The organism is Nocardia sp. NPDC057272 (assembly GCF_042668615.1).
Classification (GTDB): Bacteria; Actinomycetota; Actinomycetes; order Mycobacteriales; family Mycobacteriaceae; genus Nocardia.
The window spans coordinates 52,409-76,770 of record NZ_JBHUYK010000026.1; the positions used below are offsets into that span (position 1 = coordinate 52,409).

The 24,362-nt window shown below is 64.2% G+C and carries 9 protein-coding genes; 6 read left to right on the forward strand and 3 right to left on the reverse strand.

The features are described from left to right. Nucleotides 1-361: 361 nt before the first annotated feature. Genes ACFULV_RS27780 through ACFULV_RS27805 form a run of 6 tightly spaced genes read left to right on the forward strand, consistent with a single transcriptional unit; the run spans nucleotide 362 to nucleotide 18,015 of the window. The gene (locus tag ACFULV_RS27780) at nucleotides 362-4,474 is read left to right on the forward strand and encodes a protein kinase (protein ID WP_378661662.1); all 4,113 of its coding nucleotides are present in this window, start codon (nucleotides 362-364) and stop codon (nucleotides 4,472-4,474) included. Then, on the forward strand, nucleotides 4,474-8,079 hold the full coding sequence (pglX, locus tag ACFULV_RS27785; protein WP_378661665.1) for a BREX-2 system adenine-specific DNA-methyltransferase PglX: 3,606 nt from the start codon (nucleotides 4,474-4,476) through the stop codon (nucleotides 8,077-8,079). The genes ACFULV_RS27780 and pglX overlap by 1 nt, the downstream gene beginning before the upstream one ends. Further along, the gene (locus ACFULV_RS27790) at nucleotides 8,079-11,828 is read left to right on the forward strand and encodes a phage resistance protein (RefSeq protein WP_378661668.1); all 3,750 of its coding nucleotides are present in this window, start codon (nucleotides 8,079-8,081) and stop codon (nucleotides 11,826-11,828) included. Before pglX ends, ACFULV_RS27790 begins: the two co-directional genes overlap by 1 nt. Then, nucleotides 11,825-14,617 carry a BREX-2 system phosphatase PglZ gene (gene pglZ, locus ACFULV_RS27795; protein WP_378661671.1) on the forward strand — a complete coding sequence of 931 codons (2,793 nt, stop codon included), beginning with the start codon at nucleotides 11,825-11,827 and terminating at the stop codon, nucleotides 14,615-14,617. The genes ACFULV_RS27790 and pglZ overlap by 4 nt, the downstream gene beginning before the upstream one ends. Continuing rightward, the gene (gene brxD / locus ACFULV_RS27800) at nucleotides 14,614-15,909 is read left to right on the forward strand and encodes a BREX system ATP-binding protein BrxD (RefSeq protein WP_378661674.1); all 1,296 of its coding nucleotides are present in this window, start codon (nucleotides 14,614-14,616) and stop codon (nucleotides 15,907-15,909) included. The genes pglZ and brxD overlap by 4 nt, the downstream gene beginning before the upstream one ends. Continuing rightward, nucleotides 15,910-18,015, forward strand: coding sequence for a DEAD/DEAH box helicase (locus ACFULV_RS27805; RefSeq protein ID WP_378661677.1), 2,106 nt, complete (start codon nucleotides 15,910-15,912; stop codon nucleotides 18,013-18,015). A 358-nt stretch (nucleotides 18,016-18,373) separates the two neighbouring features. Here ACFULV_RS27805 and ACFULV_RS27810 read toward each other — a convergent pair whose 3' ends face one another. Genes ACFULV_RS27810 through ACFULV_RS27820 form a run of 3 tightly spaced genes read right to left on the reverse strand, consistent with a single transcriptional unit; the run spans nucleotide 18,374 to nucleotide 24,354 of the window. Next, a complete protein-coding gene (locus tag ACFULV_RS27810; RefSeq protein ID WP_378661680.1) occupies nucleotides 18,374-18,949 on the reverse strand; it encodes a Uma2 family endonuclease in 576 nt (191 codons plus the stop codon). A 57-nt stretch (nucleotides 18,950-19,006) separates the two neighbouring features. Further along, nucleotides 19,007-20,275 carry a TIGR02679 domain-containing protein gene (locus ACFULV_RS27815; RefSeq protein WP_378661740.1) on the reverse strand — a complete coding sequence of 423 codons (1,269 nt, stop codon included), beginning with the start codon at nucleotides 20,273-20,275 and terminating at the stop codon, nucleotides 19,007-19,009. Beyond that, nucleotides 20,227-24,354 carry a TIGR02680 family protein gene (locus ACFULV_RS27820; RefSeq protein ID WP_378661682.1) on the reverse strand — a complete coding sequence of 1,376 codons (4,128 nt, stop codon included), beginning with the start codon at nucleotides 24,352-24,354 and terminating at the stop codon, nucleotides 20,227-20,229. The genes ACFULV_RS27815 and ACFULV_RS27820 overlap by 49 nt, the downstream gene beginning before the upstream one ends. Nucleotides 24,355-24,362: the final 8 nt, after the last annotated feature.

The following is a 24,362-nucleotide window of genomic DNA, read 5'->3' on the forward strand; positions in this document are numbered from 1 at the left end:
AGGCTAGGGATTGCAGCGGCCGCCCAGGGGTCTACAAGAAGCGACGGATCGACATAGGCCGAAGCCACCGGCTGCGGGCGTGCTCGCCCGATCAGATAGTCGGTGTGCTCGACAAGATCCTCGCGGCCACTGGTGGTCGGCCGAGTCGCATCCGGATGGACACGGCACCGAGAGGACCTCGCATGGATGCGGGACGATGCCCGTGGAATGTCAACATGCAACGCCTTTGTCAAGGACCGAAATCACACGACGGCGAACCGTCCGCGGACCGATGCTCGGTATTGCAGTCGGATTGGTAAGGTCAGCCGTTCAAGCACGCGACCCGCCTTCGGCCGCGGGGGGACGAGCGGTAGGTGGTGACGTGACGCAGAGTGATGACCGGTGGGTCGAGGTCTCCAAGTCGGCATTTCCGCATGAAGCGGACGGTTTGGCGATGCTTCGTTACGTCGTCCCGCAGGCTGCCCCGTACCGGGCGTGGACGAACTTCGAGTTCATGGACAACCACGGCCAGTGGCACGAGATCGACGCCTTGGTGCTCGGGCGGCGCCGCCTGCACCTGATCGAGCTGAAGCACTATGTCGGCAAGCTGAGCGGTACGGAGTCGAGCTGGGTCCGAACCCTGCCGAGCGGCAAGAAGCGCACCCAGCGTTCCCCGCTGTTGCTCACTCGCCGCAAAGCACAGCGACTCGCGACGCGGATCGGCGAGGAAGCCCGCAAGGTCGCGCAGGAGTACGGGCTCGATGTGGGTAAGGTACAGCGCGCGCTACCGCACGTGCAGGAATCCGTCTTTCTGCACGGCTCGCCGTTCGAGGTCGACATGTCCGATCTGGCGAAGTCGAGTCTCTTCGGGCCGGACGGATTCGAGCAGGAAACGGGACTGCCCGCCATTTCGACCCGCATCCTCGAACCTCCTTCCGACGCCAAACGGGTGGACGAAGATCTCTCGATCATCATCGCGTTGGCCCTGAAGAACCTGGGGATCGCTCGTCGAGCGGAGCGCGACGCGGGATCGTGGACCATCACCACGGGCACCCCGCTTGCCAGTGGTGACGACTGGCAGGAGTGGGCGGCCACCCACAAGGGCACCGGAAAGGGCGGCCGCGCGCGTGTCGTCTCGTTCCGTCGTGGTACGCCGGACCAGGCAAGGGCGGCGGCGCATCGCCGCATGCAGCGCGAGTTCGCATTGCTGTCCTCACTCCGACAAGAGGCGATCGTCGCGCCTCATGACCTTGTGCAGGACGACGACGGGAACACCGTCATCGTCTACCCGGAAATGCAGGGCTTCGAACCGCTCGATCTGGCGTTGGCCACGCGCAAGCTGACCGTCGACCAGCAGCTGGACGTCCTCACCCAGATCGCCGAAGCGGTGAAGTACGCGCATCGCAACCACGTCGCGCATCGCGGCTTGGGACCGAGTGCCGTCCTGATCCACACCGATGCGCTGGACCGCGGTGAACTGCGGGTGCGCGTGGCCGGCTGGTCTTGGGCCGGTCGAGTCCACGGTGCCGACACCCGCTCGACGACCCCGATCGGCACCCCGCCCGAGCCTGGTAGTGCGCCGGCCGACGAGGTGTATCAGGCACCGGAAGACCGGTGGGCACCGGACGCAGACCGGCTCGCGCTCGACATGTTCTCGCTCGGCGCACTCGCCTACTACTTGTTGTCCGGGGGCCAAGCTCCGGCCCGCGACCGTGCGGAATTGCAGGAGCGTCTGCGGAACGAACACGGCCTGGATCTCGCCGCATCGGGCAGCGATTACATCGATGCAACCCTGCGCACGGCGGTACTGCAAGCGACGAACCCGTCGGTGTCGAAGCGGATGGATACCGACCCGAAATCGGGCCGCCCGCGATTCGACGCCCAACAGTTCGCCGCGAAGCTCGCCGACTACCGCCACATTCAACTCGCCGCCCTCGCGACTCCCGAGGTCGATCCGCTGAACCCCGCGCCGGGGTCGCTGCTCGGTGGCCGGTTCGATGTGGTCCGGGTACTCGGCGCGGGTTCGACCGCCCGCGGCGTGCTGGTCACCGATCGCGAGCACGACGATCGCATGCGGGTACTCAAGGTCGGTTTGGACGAAGCATCCACCTCACGCCTGCACGAGGAGGCACAGGTCCTCGTCGAACTCGCCAAGCAGAATCCGCCGGTTCCCGGTGTGGTCGAGCTGATCGAGGGACCGATCGAGCTGGCGAATCGTACGGCCCTGGTACTGAGCAATTGTGGTGAACAGACCCTCGCCGATGTCGTGCGGTACACCCCGCTCGGCGAGACGCAATTGCGTACCTGGGGTAGGGAACTGCTCGACGTGGTGGTCGCGCTCGATGCAGCTGGTATCACCCATCGTGATCTGAAGCCGTCCAACCTCGGTTTGGCAAAGCCGGAGGGTAAGGCGAAGGCGAAGGTTCGGCTGGCGCTGTTCGACTTCTCGCTCTCGCGGGCACCGGTCGAGCAGACCGATGCCGGTACCCCTCCGTACCGTGATCCCTTCCTGGGCACGGGTATTCGCACGTCCTACGATTCGGCCGCGGAGCGGTATTCGGCTGCGGTGGTTCTGTACGAGATGGCCACCGCCGGGACTCCCGTCTACGGGGACGGTCTGAGCGATCCGAAGGTTCTTGACGACGATGTCGCCGTCACCACCGAGGACTTCACGTCGACCGGGATGAGCTGCACGCGCGCAGAAGCGCTGGCCGGGTTCTTCCGGAAGTCGTTGGCTCGCAACGTCAAACAGCGGTTCGACACGGCTGCCGCGATGCGCGATGCGTGGGTCGCGGTGTTCACCGCGCCACAGGTGGGGCAGACACCGACGGTGAAGAAGCCGGTGTCTGCGCCGGTTCCGACGCCCGCGCCCGAGCCGTCTGCGACCTACACCTCACTCTCGCTGCTGGCCGAGATGTTCGCGCACGCCGCCGCGACGAAACCGTCGGCGATGCGCAGGCAGGTCGTGGAAATGATCCTCGGATCGCATGCGCACAGCCCCGACGATCCCTTCATCACCTACCAGGCGCTGGGCCCGCGAGCCGGGGTCACCTCGGCCCGGATCGCCCAGATATTCGGTGAGTTCCCCACCCTGTGGGCGAAGAATCCGCAGCTCGGGGCAACCGTCGCCGAGCTGAACGGCCGACTGCTCACCCTGCTCGAAACCTCGGGCGGCGCGTCGACGCCGGAACTGTTGGCCCGCGAGCTGGTCGGTGCTCTGCACACCGACGGGTTGGCCGATCCGCAACGTACCGCGCTCGGCGTGCTGCGACTACTGCTGGCCTCGCCACCGCAAGCCGAGACCGATGACGCGGAGACGCGGCCGGTCACGGTGCAGATGGTGCGCAGGCAGGGAGCGGGAACGGTCGCGATGATCTCGACCTCGTCGCTGCTGCGCCGACTGCCCGCGCTGCTCGCGGCACGCGCCGAACAACTGGTGGCCGATGCCAAGGCACAGGGTGCCCCGCTGGTGTCGACCGAGGAATCCGAACAGGAACTGCGCGAGGTCGCAGCGACGCTGCTCGATGTCGAGGTGACCGAGATGGAGATCCCCGCGCGCACTTTGCTGCGGATCTCGGAGGCGGCCTCGACCGAGGTCGCCTTGAGTTCGCGTGACGAGATGCACGCGCGGTCGATGCCGATCGTCGAGGCGCTGCGCCTGCTGCTGCGTGGCCTCTCGTCCACCGACACGTTCGGGCGGCCCGAGCTGGAATCTCGCCTCAAGGCACGGTTCCCGGCACTGGAGCGCACGCTGCCCAAGCGTCCGGAGCTCGATGGACTGGTACAGGCGCTCGTTCCGGACATGCAGTGGAACGACACCGCATCCAAGTACGAATTCGCGCGTGAGCAGGCATCGGCATCGTATGTGCCGACTCGGCACAGTCGCCCGGCGGCGGCCACCGTGCGCCGCGAGCACGGGATCTCCGACGCCGAGTATCTGCTCACCGCGAGCAGGCAGGAACATACGTTCCGGGCTCTCGGCGTCCCGCTGGGCACCTCCGATGCGGTGGCAAAGGCGCTGACTAGTGCATTCGGCGCCACCCATATCGACGTGACCGACCTGCTGCTGAGCGCACTGCGTGCGAAGGCCACCGAAGCAGGGATCGATTGGAATATGATCCTCGCCGCCGACGCGGGCGCGGCGGCGGATCGGGAAGGTCTCAAAGGCTTTGTCGCCCAAGCGATCCCGACTATGATCGAAGCCGTTGACGCAGCCTCCGGCCCGGTCGTGCTCACCGATCTCTCGACCCTGGCCGCCTACGGCCAGCTCGACATCCTCGGCCGCTGGACCGACCTGACCACCCCTCCCCCGCATGCGATCTGGGCATTGATCCCGCAGCGCGAGGAGGCGGGCGGGCGACCCGGTTCGAAGGTCGACGGTACGAGGTTGCCGATCAACAGCCCGGAACAGTTCGCGCAGATCGACGATACAGAGGTAACCGTGCTGCTCAACGCTGCGCATCGCGACGATTCGACAGTGAAGGAGCACGCCTGATGGCATTGGCCACGATCGCGGGTACCCAGTTGACGGCCGCACTCAAGCCGCAGCTGAAACTGCTGGTCGATGACGTGCGGGAGCGGCTCGATGATGATGCGGGTGAGCTGAGTAGGTGGCAGGCGACCCACCAGAAAGCCCTGCGGGACAACCGCACTGCGACCTCGTGGACCGAGTGGTCGGAAGATCAGCTCACCCAGGCCGCTGTCGGCTGGTTGCTCACCTCAGTGTTCGTGCGGTTCTGTGAGGACAATCTGCTGCTCGGGGAAACCGCGGTTTGGATCGCGGGCCCGACGCCGCTGCTGCGTCAGCGTGCGGTGGACGCGGAGAACGCCTTCTACCGGGAGCACCAGGATTGCTCGTATCGGGAGTGGCTCGAGCAGTCATTTGATGCGCTTCGTCGCAACCAGGCGACGCAGGCTTTGGTGGACGACCACGCCGCGCTGAACCTGGTTTCGCCATCATCGGATGCTGTGCAGAGGTTACTCGAATTCTGGCGGAGCACAGACGATTCTGGCGATCTGTCATGGTCGTTCCGCGACGAGACGCTGTCCACACGCTTCCTCGGCGACCTGTACCAGGACCTATCGGACTTCGCGAAGAAGAAGTACGCGCTGCTGCAGACGCCGGAGTTCATCGAGGAGTTCATCCTCGATCAGACACTGGAACCTGCACTGAAAGACCGTCCGCTCAAGGGGTTCAAGCTGATCGACCCCACCTGCGGTTCCGGGCACTTCCTGCTCGGTGCGTTTGCGCGACTGGTGGAGGAGTGGCACCGCCATGCGCCCGGCATCGAACTACGCACCCGCGTCGACAATGCGCTTTCGTCGGTCTACGGCGTGGATCTCAATGCCTTCGCAGTGGCGGTCGCGAAGTTCCGGCTGCTGGTTGCGGCGATGAAGGCGTGCGAGGAACAGTCGCTCGTCCATCTCCCCGGTTTCACACTAAACGTGTACACAGGCGATTCACTACTTCATGGGCCAGAGGAAGACGGTGCGGTACCGCTGGATCTCGGAGACCTCCGTTTCGACGCCGACGCGGCAGCCTCTAGGTTCACCTACAGCACTGAGGATGCGGAAACTCTCCGAAAAGTCCTGCGTCCTGGACAGTACGACGTCGTGGTTGGAAACCCTCCCTACATCACGGTTGCCGACAAAGCGCTCAATTTCCGCTACCGGCAACGTTTCAGCCGTTACTGCAAGGGAAAATATGCACTGACGGTACCGTTCATGGTCACGTTCTTCGAGCTGGGCAAACAGGGCGAACGCGCTGGCTGGATCGGGCAGATCACTTCGAATTCGTTCATGAAGCGTGAATTCGGTGTTCCACTGATCGAGGATTTCCTGTCCGACAAGGACTTGCGGCTGGTCGTCGACTCCTCTGGCGCTTATATCCCTGGCCACGGAACCCCGACCGTCATTCTTGTAGGACGCAATCATCGGACACTTCTCGATACCGTCCGAGCAGCCCTCGGCATCCAAGGGGAGCCGGGCGCCCCGACGAATCCAGCGAAGGGCCTGGTGTGGACATCAATTATCGAACATATCGACAAGGCTGGATACGAAGACCGGTGGGTCTCGATCACCGACCTTCCGCGCGCCAACCTACGCGAACATCCGTGGAGCCTAAGCGGTGGCGGCGCAGTCGAGCTCCTAGCAGCGGTCGATGCAAAACGTGACCACGTTCTCGGCGATCTGATTGCTGGCAAGATCGGGTTCGCCAGCTTTCCAGGAGCGGACGATGCATTTTTCGGCCATTCCGCTGCGCTACGCCGCGCCGGAATCCCTTCCGCACTGGTCAAAACGGTCATTCTAGGCGAGGCGGTTCGGGACTGGGATGTGCAGCTCATAGAATCTGCCTTCGCCCCATACGACGAGCAGTTTGCCGAGATCACTCTCGATGCCTCTGCCCCGTGGTATCGGAGACAATGGCCACTGCGTCGCACCGTGGGCGGGATCACTGGATTCGATGGTCAAACACAGGCCGATGCTGGAAGCAGCTGGTGGACATGGTACCGATGGGTGGCGGACCGGTACCGCACTCCGTATTCGATCACTTTCGCGTTCGTGGCAACGCACAACCACTTCGTGCTCGACCGCGGCGGCAAGGTGTTCAATCGTTCGGCGCCGGTGATCAAGTTGCCGAAGGGCGCGAGCGAAGACGATCACCTGCGGCTGCTGGGCATCCTCAACAGCTCGACGGCGTGCTTCTGGCTCAAGCAGAACAGTCATGACAAAGGAAATGGTGGGATTGGGGGTGGAATCGGCGACGAAAAGTGGGAGCCTCGTTTCGAGTTCACCGGCACGACGCTCCAGGATTTCCCCCTGACAACCGCGCAACCTCTGGACCGCGCTCGCAACCTGGAGACGCTTGCTCAGGATCTCGCCACTAATGAACCAGCAGCTGCAATCGGACTCACCGGCGCGACGATCATGACCGTTGATCGCGCGCGAATCGAGCATGCACGAATTCGTGCTGAAATGATTGCGGAACAAGATGAGCTCGACTGGGAAGTCTACCGCGAATATGGCCTGATCGAGGAGGATCTTACGTTGCCGGTGGGCCAGGCCCCCGGCATCGTACTGGGGGAGCGCACGTTCGAGATTGTCCTCGCTCGCAGAGTTGCTGCTGGTGAAGCTGAAACTGCCTGGTTCGCACGCCATGGGTCCACTCCTATCACCGAGATCCCGGCACACTGGCCAGCTGAGTATCGCGAACTTGTCGAGAAGCGGTTGTTGGCTGTCGAGTCAAATCCATTCATTCGCATTCTAGAACGCCCCGAATACAAGCGTCGCTGGGCCGGTGATTCTTGGAACACCAAACTCCATCGTGCGCTGAGGGATTGGCTGCTGGACAAGCTCGAGGATCGAGTATTGTGGTTCACGCCACAAGGCACACCGCAACCGAGGTCCGTCGGTGAAATTGCCGGGCACGTCGAGAAGGATCCTGAGTTCATCGAGGCCCTCGACCTGTGGGCGGGCCAGAAAGATGCCCCTGTCACGGCCACACTCGTGAAACTCCTGGCCGACCAGTCCGTTCCACACCTCGCCGCGCTCCGCTACAAGGACTCCGGCCTACGCAAGCGCGCCGAGTGGGAGCGCGTGTGGGCTATGCAGCGTGACGAGGATACCGGTCTGATCAAGGACACCGACATCCCGGTGCCGCCGAAGTACAGCAGTGCCGACTTCCTCAAATCGTCGTACTGGTCCCACCGAGGGAAACTCGACGTGCCCAAGGAGCGGTTCATCTCCTACCCGGATGTCGGTCGCGACACCGACCCCACGCCGCTACTCGGTTGGGCCGGTTGGGATCACGCCCAGCAAGGCTTGGCACTGGCGACGATCTACGCGACCAGGGAGTCCGAGGGCATGGCATTGCCGTCGCTCGTTCCGGTGGTCGCCGGGATCGCCGAACTGCTGCCGTGGGTCAAGCAGTGGCATTCCGGTGTCGACCCGAATCTCGGGGTCGATCTCGCCGAGTATCTGGGCAATCAACTCGCCGAGAAGTCGACGGCGGTCGGTGTGCCGGTGCAGGATCTGGCCGCGTGGCGGCCGGAGAAGAAGACACGTGCTCGTAAGGCAGTTGCTCGAAAGGCAGGTCAATAGTGTTCCCCGGCACTTCCGGTTCCGCCCGTACCCTGCGGGAAACCTTCGACATCTCCGCATCGCGCGGCACGAACGACTACGTGCTGAAGCTGTCCGATTCGGTCGAAGTGGAACATCTTGCGGCGACAGTCGACTCGTATGTGGTCACGCCCGCGCTGAAGCACGCGTTCGATTCGGCGCTCGACGTGGTCGAAGAGGCGCTGCGCACCGGGGAGAACACGGCCGCCTTCCTGCACGGGTCGTTCGGCTCCGGTAAATCGCACTTCATGGCGATCCTGCACGGCATTCTCGGGCGCGTGCCCAAGGCGTTGTCGATAGCGGAGTTGCAGCCGGTCGTTGCCGAGCACGAGACAGTCGGCAAGGCGAAGCTGCTGCGCCTGACGTTCCATTTCCTGGAAGCCACCACGGTCGAATCCGCGTTGTTCGACCAGTACCTGCGCCAGATCGCGGCGCTGCACCCAGAGACGCTGCCGCCTATATTGCATTCCGCGGGTGGGCTTTTCGAAGACGCCGACAACCGTCGGCGCGAGGTGGGTGACGAGAAGTTCTTCGGCGCGCTCAACGCCACCGGAACTCCGCGGGCGAGCACCACCGTCGATTGGTCGGCACTCGGCCAGAAGAAGACAGCGTGGACTCCGGACACCTACGCTGCCGCGACCGCACCAAATGCTGCGCCCGCCGAGCGGTCGCATCTGCAGCAGGCGCTCGTCTCCACGTACTTCACCAGCTACTCGCGCAATACCGACTGGCTGTCCCTCGAGGACGGCCTCGCGGTGATCGCCGACCATGCCAAGTCGCTCGAGTACGACGGCGTGGTGCTGATGCTCGACGAACTCGTGCTGTGGCTGACCTTCCTCATCACCGAGCGTGAACGCTTCAATGCCGAGGTCCAGAAGATCACCAAGCTGGTCGAAACCAGCCGCGGCCGCCTCGCGGTGCCGGTGATCTCCTTTGTCGCACGCCAGCACAATCTCGCCGAATGGGTGGCGACCGGACCCGACGCCGGTGCGATCCAGCAGGCCGTCGAGCGGGCGTTCGCCCATCAGGAGGGCCGCTTCGGACTGGTGAAGTTGGGCGACGAGAACCTGCCTTACATCGCGCACAAACGACTGCTGAAACGGCGTGACACCGAGGCAGAGGCGGCGCTGGAAGCCGCGTTCTCGCGCCTGGACCGCAGCCCCCAGGTATGGGATGTGCTGCTGGACGGGGTGAACACCGACGACCGGCATCGCGGGGCCGACTCCGACGCGTTCAAGCTCACCTACCCGTTCTCCCCGGCGCTGATCGCCACATTGCGTGAGCTGTCCGGGCAGATGCAGCGCGAGCGCACCGCGCTCAAGGTGATGCAGCAAATGCTCGAGGACAATGCCGACCGGCTGACCATCGACAATGTCATTCCGGTGGGCGAAGCCTTCGACTACATCATCGACAGCGCCAATGCGACACCCATCAATGATGCCGCCGTGCACACCTTCAAGACCGCGCGCACCTTGTGGACGGACAAGCTGCGACCCTTGCTGTTCCGCAACGCGGGCGTCGACGAAACCACCTTGGACAAGGATGTTCCGCCGGGTCTGCGGGCCGATATCCGCATCGCCAAGACTCTGCTCATGTCCGCAGTGGCGCCAAATGTGCCCGCGCTCAAGCAGATCGACGCTTCGCGGTTGGCATCGCTGAATCATGGCAGCGTGATCAGCCTGATCCCGGGCGACCAGATCGGCCAGATCACCGGCAAGGTCAAGCAGTGGGCGGCGGAGATTCCGGAGCTGGCCGTCACCGCCGACGCCAACCCGATTATCTCGGTGACGCTGGAATCGGTGGACTACGAACGGATTGTGCGCCGTGCTCAGGCCGAGGATACCGACGGTCGCAGGCGTGAACTGATTCGTGAGCTGCTCGCCGAACAGCTCGGCGTGATCGGGGCCGAGCACACCGTCGACAATGCGCTGCTGCGGCAGCGGATCTGGCGCGGGACACAGCGTCATGTGGAGGTGGTGTTCGGCAACGTTCGTGACCACGGCTATCTGCCCGACGACGCGTTCCGGCCGTCGGGCGAGGGTGCGCTCCGCTTGATCGTGGATCTGCCGTTCGACGATCCGGGCCACACCACGGGTGAGGACCACGACCGCGTCGACGAACTGCTGCGCATCGAGCAGAAGCGATTCACCGTCGTCTGGCTACCGAAGTTCCTCAGCGAGAAGCAGACCCGTCAGCTGGGGCGGCTGGTCATCCTCAACTACGTGCTCGCCGGTGACCGGTGGGCCTCCTATGCCAACGAGCTCTCCGACGCCGATCGCGCTGCCGCTCGGTCGATCCTGCAACAGCAGCAGACCCAGGTGCGTTCGCAGTTGGGCAATGCCATCCAGGTCGCCTACGGGGTAGCGGCCGGTGCAAACTTCCCCGAGGGTCAGCCACCGCTGCGTTCGCTGCATGCCGGATTTGCTGTCCAGCCGCCCATCGGCCACGATCTCGGCGAAGCGGCGAACCGGTTGATCGACGCCGCCTTCACGGCGCTGTACCCGGACCACCCCGAGTTCACCCCGGCCGATCAACTCATCACCAGACGTCAGCTGAACACGGTCCTCGCCCGGATACGGGAGGCGCAGGCCGTGGTCGACGGGCGGAACCCGCTCGAACGCGGCGAACGCGAGATCGTTCGGCGGATCGTCGAATCGCTCGGCATCGCCCGCACCAACGACACCCACCTGCTGGCAGGTCCGGAGTATTTCGCCACGTGGCGTAACCGGATCACCCAGGAACTCTCCCGCGCACAGATCGACGAAGCCGACGACGTTCCCGTCGAGGAACTACGCAGCGCGATCGTCGAAAGCGGACCCAAACGCGGGCTGACCGACGACATGGTCGACCTCGTGGCCGGTGCCTGGGCCGCGCAGGGCAAGCGGTCCTGGTTCCTGCACTCCTCACCCATCGACGAACCCGGTATCGGTGAGTTCCGCCGGGGCATCGCGCTACGCCTCGAACCGCTGCCCGACCGGCAGGTGTGGACGCAGGCGTGCGCCCGATGGAAGATCCTCACCGGCCATCATGTGAACGACTACCTCACCGCAACGAATGTCGCCGCCTTCGTGCAGCATGTGCGTGACGATGCGGCCATCGGACGAGCGGACCGGTCACGGCTCATCGATGTGCTCGATCGCGCCTATGACCAGCTCCGGATCGAATCCGGCGAACGGCTGGTCCTCGCCCGCGAACTGAACACCATGCTGGATGCGCGGCTGAACCATCTCGACAACATCGCCGTGGTCGATGCGATCGCCACCACCCCACTCATCGGGACCGACCACGAGGCGGGACGAAGCCTGCGCAGCGCCGCCGCGGTCGCCGACACCGTGAGCCGATTCAACCTGTCGCGCTTCGATATCCTGCGCAATGCCGCCGAGGCAGGCGGCATTCGCGGCAGGCAGGCGGCAGCTACCCTGGAAGCCCTCGCCGACGCGTTCACCGAATATGAGCTCTCCCGCCCGCTCGTCGAGGCGCTGCGAGTCGCCGAGGAAGCACGTGACGCCTGGCTGGAATCAGGTGTCACGCAGACGTCGGAACCCCAGCCACAACCTGTGCACCCGCCGGCGCCGACAACGGATCCCACGTCGGACTCCGAGACGTCGCCGCGCACCATCACCATTCGAGGGCGCGGTGGATTCTCCGTTGTCGAGAAACAACTCATCGAGCTGCTCAATGACGACCCGGACGCCACATTCACCGTCATCATCACGAAGGTCGAGTCGTGACCGCAGCATCGGCGCTGCCCGACGCGGACATCGCGACCGTCCGCGGACAGATCGTCGGGCTGCAAGCCAAGAACTACCCGAACGGCGTGCTGGCGATCTCGGCATCGCCGGTGTGGTCGGGCCCCGAGCAATTCGACGTCGACGGCCAGACGGTGCGCGTCCGGGTGGCCCCCAGCGTGCTCGCGATTCGCGATGCACTCACCGAGCGCCATTCGGCCGATTGGATCGTGATCCTCACTGATCGCGAAGCCGCTGAACTCCCCGCGGGCATTCTCGAACACCTCATCGCCGGTCGCCTGTCGAATCTCGATCCATGGCCTGCACTGCGTGGGCTGTTCCGGGCGGCCCGCCAGGAATTCCATCTCCTGTCGCTGAGCAATGATGCGGCCAGAGCCGTGCTGCGCGACCTCGACGGAACGCTACCGCCCGCCCCGCGTGGCGTGCTCACCAACGACCACCTGTTCGCGAGCCTTTCCGCCCGCAACTTCGCGCTGAGTACCGGCGAATACACCCCGCACAACATCGCGCTGTGGTCGATGGACGCCGCGGCCACCGCACGATTCGACATCTGGCAACAGAGCACCGAACCTGCTCTGCTCGAGCAGTTCTACACCTGGATCGAGAATCGGCTCGGCCCGCTCGGCCCGACCCTCGTCGCGATCTGGCGCGCCAAGGGCCCCGGCGATCTCGTACCGCTCGGGCTGGTCGCGGCGCTGCTCGGCGACAGCAGCGCATCGTTTCCCGCACCGCGCGACATCACGGTCAAGGTCCGCACCCTGCTCGAGGTCGAACTCGGCGGGCGCACCCTGACCGAACAGCAGCTCACCGCCTGGGGCAATGCCGCGACCCTCGCGGTATCGGGCACCAATGCCCCCGACGATGTATTGCGCCGGGCCGAGAACGCAGTGCGCCGACTGCACGCGGAGCCGCTCGTCGCACGGTCGGATGTGCTCCCGATGGCGTTGGCGCCGCGGCTTTCCCAGTTCGCGTCAGCACTGGCGGCTGCCGTCGATTCCGAGAGTCTCGATGCCGCCGACAACGCATGGGCCGATGTCGTCGCACACCGGGCCGCGTATGCGGGCACGCCGGATGCGCCGCGCAATGTGCAGGTCGGTGCCGCCGCACTGCGCCTGTTACGGCGCCGTGGACTCGACTGGGCGACGCCCGGCGGACTCACGGACTGGGTGGCCTACTACCGCCAGGACCTGTCATGGGTGGACGACGCGGTCAACGATGCGTTCGTGGGGGCCGACGACAGCGACCTCGCCAGGGTTGCCAATCGAATCGTCACCGTCGTCCGCGCCCGGCGCGCGAAAGCCGATCGTCTGTTCGCGGGTCAGCTTCGGATCGAGGGCGGCCACCGCTCGACCTCGACTGATCTGCTCTACATCGAGGACGTCCTCGACCGCATCGTCAAACCGCTCACCGTGCCCGTCTCTGGGCCGACCGGCGGACTCCGTGGCATCGGGCAGGAGGCCCCGGATGCCTCGCCCGTTCTGCTGGTGATCGCCGACGGGATGAGCGCCGCAGTCTCGAATGAAGTGGTCGTCGACGCCTTGCGCCGCCACCGGCCCCAATGGCAGGAATGCCGATTCGCCGATGCCGACGGACCCTATGCCGCCCTCGCCGCCCTTCCGACTACCACTCGGTTCTCGCGGTGCTCGCTGCTGACCGGAGCACTCGCCGAGGGCGGTCAGGACAGGGAACGAACGGGATTTTCGAACTGGTTGCAGCACAACGGGTTGTACAAGCGCGGCCCAGTGCTCTTCCACAAGGGCGAGATGGACCTGATCGTCCGCAATCATTCGCTCGCGGACAACGTGCGTACGGCGATCGACGACACCGCAGGCCGGCCGGTCGTCGCCTGCGTGCTCAACGATATCGATGATGCGTTGGACCGCTCCGATCCCATCGGAACGACCTGGGGCACCACGAGTTTCAAACATCTGGATTCGTTGCTGAAAGCGGCCGCCGCGGTCGGTCGGACCGTCGTTCTGGTCAGCGATCACGGGCACGTCGTGGAACGCCGTGAACAACCCAGTGTCCAACGCGGACAGCAGGTCTCGGCGCGCTATCGGACCGCCGAAGATGCCGATCAGGAGGCGCGCGAAGACGAGGTGCACGTCACCGGCAACCGCGTGCTGTCCGGGAACCATCGCGCGATCCTCGCCGTGGACGAACAGCTTCGCTACACCGGCATGAAAGCGGGCTATCACGGTGGCGCGGCGCCGGCCGAGGTGGTGATCCCGGTGACAATCCTGGTGAACGGCTCGGTGCCCCAGCATCTCGGGCTCGAGGTGGTCCCGCCGCAGCAGCCTGCGTGGTGGGAGGCCGAGCGCCTGATCACCGAACCGACTCCGGCTCCGGTGACGAGCAAGCCAGTGAAGCGCCCGAAACCGGCCGCCTCGCCGAATTCGGCTGCCCACACCGACGGACTGTTCGAGGTGGGCACGCCGACGAGAGCAACTAAGCCGGCGCCTGCCGAACGGGATCGGGTCGCCGAGTTGCTCGGCAGCGAACTGTTCAAACAGCAGTATCAGCTGTTCCGGCCGAAGTTCACGAAAGCGACGATCGGCGGGCTCCTGCAGGAGCTCATCGACAGCAACAATCGAATGCCGTCGAGTCGCGCGGCCGAGGTCCTCGGGGTCAAGGCCACGCGCGCACGTGCCGCGATCGCCGTCCTCGCGCAGGTACTCAACACCGATGGTGTGGTAGTGCTGTCCGACACCGGGATCGAGGTCGAGCTCGAATCCGGGTTGATGTTCGAACAGTACGGAGTGGCGCCGTGACGGGACTTTCGCCGGTGCGGCGGCGCGAGATTCTGCAGGCACTGCGACAGGGAACCGTCCCTGCCGGGAGCCTCGACGTGCTCGCCGTCGGCATCGACCGGTTCGCACCGACCGTCGACGAGGATCTCGACGCCGTCGCGGCAGGCGGGTCGATGTTCAAGGCCGTGCGTGGTGAGTACGGCTCCGGCAAGACGTTCTTCGCGCGATGGCTTCAACAGCGGGCGATGCGCCGCGGGCTCGCCGTCGCCGAGGTACAGATCAGCGAACTCGAAACCCCGCTGCACAAGCTCGAAACGGTGTATCGACGAACCACCGAATCACTCCGTACCGCGGCATTCGCGCCCTCGGCATTCCGAAATGTGCTCGACGCCTGGCTGTTCGGCGTCGAGGAAGACGCGGCTGCAGCGGCCGGTGTGGACGAGGCGACCACCGCGCAGGTCGATGCCTTGCTCGAGCAGCGCCTCGCGACCGTCGCCTCGGCGACTCCGGTGTATCCGATGGTGCTGCGCGCCTACCGCGCCGCCCTCGCCGACGGCGATGCGGCGACCGCCGACGCCTTGGTCGCGTGGCTCGGCGGACAACCACACGTGGGTGCCGCCGCCAAGCGGGCGGCCGGGGTACGGCAGGAGGTCGACCACTTCCTGGCGATGGGGTTCCTGCAGGGGCTGCTCGCGGTATTGGACGGCGCACGGCATCCAGGTCTGCTCTTGGTGATCGACGAAGTCGAGACACTACAGCGGATGCGTTCGGACAGTCGAGCCAAAGCACTCAATGCGCTGCGGCAGTGGATCGATGAACTCGACTCCGGTCGCTACCCCGGCCTGTATCTGCTCATCACCGGTACCCCGGCATTCTTCGACGGTCGGCTCGGGATCCAGTCACTGCCGCCGCTCGCGCAGCGGCTACATACCGACTTCACCACCGACGCCCGGTTCGACAACCCTCGTGCGCCGCAGGTTCGCTTGGCAGGCTTCGATCTCGACCGACTCGTGGAGGTGGGTATGCGCGTTCGGACGGTGTACGCGGACGGGGCGTCCGCTCCCGAGCGGATTCGGGTGCTGGTCGACGATGTCTACCTCCGCGATCTTGCCTCGGCCGTCGCCGGAAAACTCGGTGGGCAAGTCGGTATCTCGCCGCGGTTGTTCTTGAAGAAGCTGGTTCTCGACGTTCTCGACCGAGTGGATCAGTTCCCCGACTTCGATCCGCGCAAGCATTACGCGCTGACTGTCGCGACTACGGAACTCACCGATACCGAACGTGCTGCGGTCAGCGCCGACGACGTGGAGCTCTAGGTGAGCGGCTTCGACCGGCTCGATCCTGCGCTGCAGCACCACATCGTCAACACGCTCGGGTGGCCCGGACTGCGGCCGCTCCAGGACGAGTCTGTCGAGACTATCGCCAGCGGCGGGGACGCCGTTCTGCTCGCGCCCACGGCTGGCGGCAAGACTGAAGCCGCGATATTCCCGTTGCTCACACGCATGCAAACCGAGCGATGGACTGGAATCTCGGTCCTGTACCTCTGCCCCTTGAAGGCGTTGCTCAACAACCTGCAGCCAAGGTTGGCCGAGTACGCCGAATGGGTCGGCCGCTCCGCAATGATCTGGCACGGTGATGTGAGCCAATCCGTGCGCGGGCGTATCAAGCTCGATCGACCTGACGTCTTACTCACCACTCCCGAATCACTCGAGTCGATGCTGGTGTCCGAAAGCGTCGACGCGAGCGAACTGCTCGGGGGGGTCCGGTCTGTCGTGGTGGACGAGGTGCACGCATTCGCCGGGGACGACCGCGGATGGCACCTGCTGGCAGTACTCGCGCGACTCGAAACCCTTATGGGGCGACGGTTGCAGCGAGTCGGTATGTCGGCCACTGTAGGCAACCCAGATGAGCTGCTGAGCTGGCTGCAGGGGGGATCCCCCGGGCATGGCCGCGTCATTTCTCCCGCAGTGTCGGGCAGCAATGCGATCCCTGATATCACCGTCGATTCGGTGGGAAGCGTAGAAAACGCAGCGAAAGTAATTTCTGCGCTGCATGCAGGTGAAAAGCGCTTGGTGTTCGTAGATTCCCGGCGCCTCGCCGAGGAGCTGGGCACCCAATTACGACATCGTGGTATCACCACCTTCATTTCGCATTCGTCACTGTCGGCCACTGAGCGTCGTGAATCGGAGCAGGCGTTCGCGGAGGCTCGGGATTGCGTAATCGTGGCCACCTCCACTCTCGAACTGGGCATCGATGTAGGCGATCTGGATCGAGTCATTCAGATCAATGCGCCGCGAACTGTCTCGTCGTTCCTTCAGCGGCTCGGACGCACCGGACGCCGCGCTGGAACAACTCGCAACTGCTTGTTCCTCGGTGTCACCGACCAAGCCGTCCTCGACATACTCGGAATACTGCATTGCTGGTCGTCGGGTTGGGTCGAGCCCGTAATCGCTACGCCTGAACCACGACATATTGCCGCCCAACAATTGCTCGCGGCTGCACTTCAGACTCGCCGGGTGCCGCTTCGACACTGGCAGCAGGCGTGGGGAGCCCTTCCATTGTTCGGGAACGACGGACAACAGATCTTCGACCACCTACTCACCGAAGGCTTCCTCGAACACGACGCCGGCACCGCATTCATCGGCCCCGAAGCAGAGAAGCATTTCGGCCGCAGACATTTCATGGACCTACTTGCAGTGTTCACCGCCGCTCCGGAGTTCACCGTGCTCGCAGGACGACAGGAGGTCGGCTTCGTAGAAACCAGTGTCCTGACCGACGATGTCAGTGGGCCACGAATCCTACTGCTAGCCGGTCGATCGTGGAAGGTCACCCACATAGACTGGAAACGGCGACAGGTTTACGTCGAAACGACTGAGGCGCCCGGTCGCGCTAAGTGGAGTTCCGCTCCTGACGGGGCTTCATTCGCCGTTACCCGCGGGATCAGGGAGGTGCTCCTCGGCGCTCGGCCGTTAGGCGTAACGCTCACCAAACGCGCATCGTCAACCCTCGATGACCTGCGACTACAACGAAGCAACCACATCATCGACGATGCATTTGTCATCGCCCGAGACCATCGAGATGATTGGCGATGGTGGACTTGGGCCGGAACAAGGGTCAACCGGACCATTGCGGCATGGGCACCCGAGCTGGTGCCGTCTCGCCAGCGAATCGCCCCCGAGTCACTCCGCCTTCACCCGGATCTCACGGTTGCCGATATTCACGCAGGGCTGAATAAGCTCCGGACGTCCGATTACCGGCCGTTACCTGGTGTGGACGCGAACGCGCTACGCGGATTGAAGTTCTCGGCGGCACTTCCCGAGCCTCTTGCCTGCGCGACACTCGGCGCGCGGATGTCGGATGCCGAAGGAGCGCTGGTAGTGCTGAGTGAGAAGGCTGAGATCAACGCAGTCGCGCAAGCATGACTGGCTGTGCCATCCAGCACTTAGCCGAGGTCCGCTCCCCCGCCGGGCCAAACCACCTGGCACAGATGACTTTTCAAAATCTATTCGTGCGAATAGCTCGACATATTGTTCCATACTCGCGCAGCATTTGCGATCAGTCCCACATTCCGCCGCGAGGTGTCGATGCCGCGATGCTACCGAATGACCGCGGCGGCGGCGCGGAGGTGAAGATCGCTACGCGGAGTGGGATCAGACAGCGAAGGCAAGTAGTGCGTCGGTCGTGGTAGTGGGCAGCGTCGAGGACGCTCGACCCGGTGGACAGCATTGGTGACAACATCGGCTTCGAGACCGGCCAACGGCCTGGCGGGATGGTCGTTCCTCAGCGCGTAAGGTCGGCCAAACGGATGTCCAGCATGACCGGGACGGTAACGGTCAGACGATCGCGGTACACACCGGTGGCCACGTAGAAGCCGGTTGTGTCATCGAGTTCGTAGGTGTGCACTACCGGCTGTCCCGCTTCGTCCTCGATACGCCAGAAATGCCGTAGGTCTGCCTCGGCGTACAGACGGGGCTTGTAGCGCCGATCCCGGTCTTCGGACTCTGCCGAGACAATCTCGACAACCAGTTCGACTTCCTCGGGCAGGAAGCGCGTGCGGTCCGGGGAGTAGGGGACACGCGCAGCAATGATGTCCGGCTCAGGCCGACTCCGATTGTTCAATTTTATGGTCATCTGCGCTTCGACAGTCCGCTCCGGGGGCACTACCAGCTCCAACGCGGCGGTGAGCCTGCGAATCACTCGGTCGTGCCAACTCCGCTGAGGGGACATGTTGAAGATCAACGCTCCATCGAGCAGCTCGGTGTGGCGGGGGGCTTCGGGAGGCAGTAGATCGAGATCATCGGCTTCCCAGCCGCTGTCGCGCGGCGGGTACATCCACTGCGGAATCGCGGTGCTCAATGAAACGCTCCTTCCGCTCGGGCCGACCTGTGAGTGCCTCAACCGATCCCCGCAAGTCTAGAGGTCGCCCAACAGCTCGTCCATCACCGACTCCTCATGGACCGCCTGGTCGGCATGCTCCATTTCAACCTGTAAACCAAGATCCCACGACGTCATCACGGGGCGACCACTGAGCGGAATACGCGGGATGCCTGAGGATACTGCGCGCAGATAGTCCTCGGCACCCATTCGCCACGGCTCGGCGCCTGCGGCGATCAGGCGACCGGCGATCGCTACCCCAGGCCAATCGAAATCGCCGTGGTATCGGAGACGCACTCGTTCGGCCAGGAGCTGACCAGCCGACGACGGATTCCCGCTGAAACACACCGCTGGCCGAGCGATGCCGGATTCGGCGATGCGCTGCAGCACCTGAGGGTTCTCGCACCCGCTTATGGTCGCTGTGGCTGGAACCAACCGGTGCGGCGCGACCGCCAGCTCCGCCAAGGTCAGGTGGCTGATCAAGCCCAGATCCGCCCGAACATTCATCATCCTGGACCATGGGTCGTTGCCCGGCGGACGGAACCCCCAGGTGAGAACCGTCCCCGAGATCCTGTCCACCGACACATCTACTTGTTCCCACAGTTCGATGCGGTCTCGCGGCGTCTCGGGATCCTCGATATCGAGCGCGAAACTCAAGCCCCGCACAGCCATCCGACCGGCGAGCTGGTCCGAATCGAGGGCGTGCGAGGAGCCACCGACAGTGTTCGCCAACTCACCGAGCATCCGCCGGGATCGTGGGTCCGCCAACACAATCGCGAGCGCCCGGGCCGCGATGTCGAACTCGGCTACGGCATGATCGCCACCGCGAACCAACAACGTGGAATGGTGCAACCATTCGACCCATGACCGCGCCCAGGCCGCTGCACCGAAACCATTGTCGGACAGTGACGTTTCGACATCGCACCACAATTGTTGCAACGTATCGCCGCGCGCCAACCGCTCCGACGGACGATCCCGCAACGAACCACCGGTGAGTTGGGCGACGACTGGAACCAGCCCACTGCGGGCAGCGCTGTTTCGTAGTGCCGCGTCGAGATCATCGAGCCGCAACCTTCGGCGACCCGCGAGCGTACGCTGCCCGAGGAGGCCTGAGAGTCGCTGTGCGGCCTCATCATCCAAGTTGACAGTCACCGTTCCCGCGATCTTGTGCCCGGTGGTTTCCAACCGCCTTCGTACCCGTATCCACAGGTCGGCCAAAGCTGGGTCGGACAGGTACTGCCGGGTCTTCTCCGGCATAGTCATGCGGGTCGCACCACCTGCATGAAGGTCTTCTTCCGTCCATTCCATTGGATCCAAGTGGGGATCACCGCGCTACCACCGATGCGGCGAATTTCGTAGATGTCGAGCGCAGGCACCTCCGGCACGGTCCCCCACAGCGCATGCCCGGTCATCACGAAATCGATGTCCATACGCACAAGCAGGCCCATCAGCTCACCGATCGCACGCTCGTCGACCTTGGCGAAAGCATCATCGAGCAGGACCAGCCGCAGCGCTTGATCACTCGACGGTAGACCGGACAGGAAGCCGTCAGCCGCGGCGAACAACGCCACGTAGGACACGAAGCGTGTCTCACCTTGGGAAATTTTGGCGCGCTTGGAGATTCGGCGTCGTTGGTTGGACTCGGGGCCGAGGATGGTCACCTCGACGGCGTGCCATACGCGATAGTCGAGGGCCGTCCGAAGATGCGCGGTGTAGCCGACCGACGAGTCCGCGGCGTGCAGCTGTTCGACGCGGTGGCGAATCAAAGCGACAAGTTCCTCGTCACCGTCATCGGAACGAACAGCGTCGTTTGTCTTGACCAGTCCGATCAGACGCTGCAGCTCGGGGTCGGCCGTGTCGAGTGACCATGCGATCGAGACACCGATGCCATGGCTGGTCCGAACACCTGCAAGGCTGCCATCCATCGCTTTCATCAACGCGTCGGCCTGCTCGACCCGCCGGCGGAGCTCGTCGGCGACGCCACCGAGTACGAACTCGGTGAACACCTTTCGCTCCCGTTCGGACAACGCGGCCCTGCCCTGCTCGTCACGACGGATCAGATAATTGAGGACCGCTGTGCAATCGTGGTGCTCCTCCGCACCTTCGATGTGCACGAGGTAGACGTCCGATTCCACATGATGGGTGACGTCGAGCTGCCCGCTCACCCCCGTCTCGAAACGCCTGAGCGCGGCGATCAGCTGATTGAGCCCGACAGGCTTCGACACTTTCCACGCGGTTCGCGCTACGCGAATGACCCCGCGGATGCGCTCCCGGTCCGTAACGTCAGCGACGCGCTCCACATCGACCTCCGAAGCTGCCGCCGCCAGACCGGGCAACCGAAGTCGGGCGTCGAAAGCGATTCCAGTCGTGCGCAACTCGTCAATTCGATGGCGCACTTCTTCTTCGGCCAGGTCGCGATTATGTTCGGCCAAGGTGCACTTCGAGATTAGGCTGGTCTTCCTACGACCGAGATCGTCGAGCTTGGTCATGGTATTTTTCTGTGCCTTCTTGCTACGACCCAGCTCGTCGAGAATTTCCCGCACCGAGAGGTCGAGCGCCGCATGTCGAGCGGCGACATCGCTGGCATCCCTCACCCAATCGCGCCGCCGACTCTCTGCCTCGAGTTCCGCTGTTTCCCGCTGAGTCTGCGCGTCGGCGTGTTGTTCAGGCAGGCCAATGAGGCGGTTGGCCACTTTGATTGTCTCCTGGATCGACTTTTCCAGTGCGCGGCAGGATTGCTCAGCGTTTCGGCATTGCTTTTCGATGGCCGCCAGCTGCTCGACCGCAACGGGCAGACCGGCACTGTCACACTGTCTGCTGTGTGTCTGAAATTCCTTGCTCCATCCCGCCCGAGCTTCGGTTGCCGTGCGCCGTTGCGTGTGTGCGTCCTCCTCAGCTTCAGCCGCGCGTCGCTCCGCCAGCCGTGCGGCCTGCCTTTGCAAAGCCAGCTTGCGTGTACGTGGAGCAGTCGCGAGGTGTGAATCGAGTTCGCCCCTGCGCCGGTTTATCTCGGCGTGGGCCGCCTTGCGGTCCTCCGCCGCAGTTGTGAGCTCATCGAGTTGGATTTCGATGTGCGCGAGTTCTGCCTCGCGGTTCGCGGCGCGCGCGGCACCACCGATGTAGAGCGCCTTGGGTTGCGTGTGGCGTCCGGACAGAGATCCGTTTTGCCAGCTGCCATCGGTGCCGATCGTGGCCCGGCTATTTTGATCGTGAAGACCGACACGGGCCAGAATCGACGCGATCAGGTCGGAGGGAACATCGGCCGCAGGATCAGGGCACAGTGCCGTCGACAACGGTGAGTTGGCGACCGTCTCGATCGGTGTCAGCAGAATCTCGCCGTCTTCGGCCTGGACCGTAGCGTCCAGTGCGACTGTCGCAGTGAGTAACCCGGAGGCGAGCAGCGCGGCTTCGATTCCAGCGCGTTCCTCGGCGGTGAGATGTGGTTGGAAGTCGACGGCAGACCACAGCGGAACTCCGGAGTGCACACGGTGCAACGGCCCAACCGGAGGTTCGGGGTCGTGCTCGTCCAGTAGCTCACCGCGGCGAGTGGACAGGTCGACTCGGCGGAGATCGTCGGCACGCTGCTCGTCAACCAAGCCCCGGCTCTGAACAGCTAGTTCTTCTCTGACCGGTATGGCGGCACGCTCAGGTGCGGCATCGAGTTCGTCGAGAACGTCATCGGATTCCGAATCCCCACAGAGCGCTTCGAGATCGACAGTCAGCACCTCCGACACTGCCGGTGGCCATGCGGCCCCCGGAATGATGCGCGTCGTGTCAGGTGCCGAAACCCATTCTCGCCAGCGTCTATTCAGATCGATCGCCAGTTCGTCACGCTCCTGCGCGCTTCGGGTCGCGCCATTTCGCTGGGATTCAGCGGCCCCTTCCGCTTCCTCTGCTCGATTCTCCTGGTCCAGCACCCGTGCCAGCGTCGAGTCGAGCCGGCGGGCCTCGGCTATTCGACGCTCGACGAGGCGCCCACGCTGGTATGCCGCCTCCGCGGACCGCCTCGCGGATTCAGCCGCATGTGACAGGTCAGACGGCTCCAGTGTCCAAGCAGGCAGGCTCGGTCGGGTGATCGATACCGGCGGACCATCCAAGGAATCCATCACCACAGCCGTTACGGCACCGGCAGTGGCCCGATCGCAATTGAAGGTGTCGGGCAGTTCACCAGTGGTCAGTCCGATGTCGACTAGACCGTCCTTCGCGGCACTCAGCAGGGACACAGCTTCACGGACCGCGGTGTCAACCGCTCCCAACCCCCGCTCAACGGACTCGACCAGGGCCTGCTCGGCTCCGCGCGCACGCTCCGCATCAACCAAGGCCGTGTCGGCGATTCTGCGCAGCAACAGAACCTGCTCATCCCGCAACTTCAGATCGTCAGCGTCGGCCAATTCAGGACGATCGCTCAGGACCTCGATAGCACCCTTCAGGGTGTCCCGCTCTTCGGTTAGTTCGCTGATCTGCTGATTGACTGAAGTCTGCTCACCGGCCAGCTCGGCAGCCTCGGTGATTCGATCCCTATGGGCACCAACCGCCCCGTCGACCGCGTCGATCACCCCCTCCAGAGAAGCAGCACCCGCGGTGAGCGTCGTTGCCGCATACCGCCGGTACACGTCATGGAATTCCCGTGCGTGTTCGAGCGTGTCCGACAGTCGCGATTGAGCCAGCCTGGTCTCGGACAAATCATCGAGGCGGTCACCAGCGGCTTCCAGCATCTGCTCGCTCAGCGGTGGCAACGCATCAGAGAGGATCTGCGGCAACTTGCCCTCGTCGATGCGATTGCCGACGTCCGGGGACCGCAAAGTGTGCAGCAATTGCATGAGGCCGGTGAACCGGTCCCGGCCGAATTCTCCGTGCAGGCCGAACACCCTGGTGCGGACGGCCTCCCGATGCTGCTCGGCATCGCCGAGTCGGTGCGCACCGACCAGCTCGGCGAGTTGATCACGCGCCAGCGGTTCCCGGTTGTCGGCGACAAGGTTCAGGTCGTGCCCGACGCGCCGCTCGGTGGTGAAGTAGTTGACCTCGCTGCGTTTGGCAGACGCGCTGTATCGAATGTGCGCGCCCAGAGTGAGAAATGCTCCGGGCCTGGACAGTTCGAGCCAGAGGTAGCCCACCCGGTTGGTCTGGTTCCCGATTCCGGTGTGCATGAGTTCGTCGAGACTGACCTTTTGCGAACCAGTCGCATCCATGCGGCGGCGGTCGGCGTCGAGCAGGAAAGGCAACAGCATCTCCAACGCCCGGGATTTGCCGGAGCCGTTCGAGCCACGCAGGATCAGGCGTCCGCCGGAGAGCGTGAACTCGGTGTCGATGTAGTGCCAAACATTCACCATGCCCGCGCGAGACATCCGCCAGCGGTTCTCGAAATCCTTCGAACCGGTTGTGGTCATCGAATTCC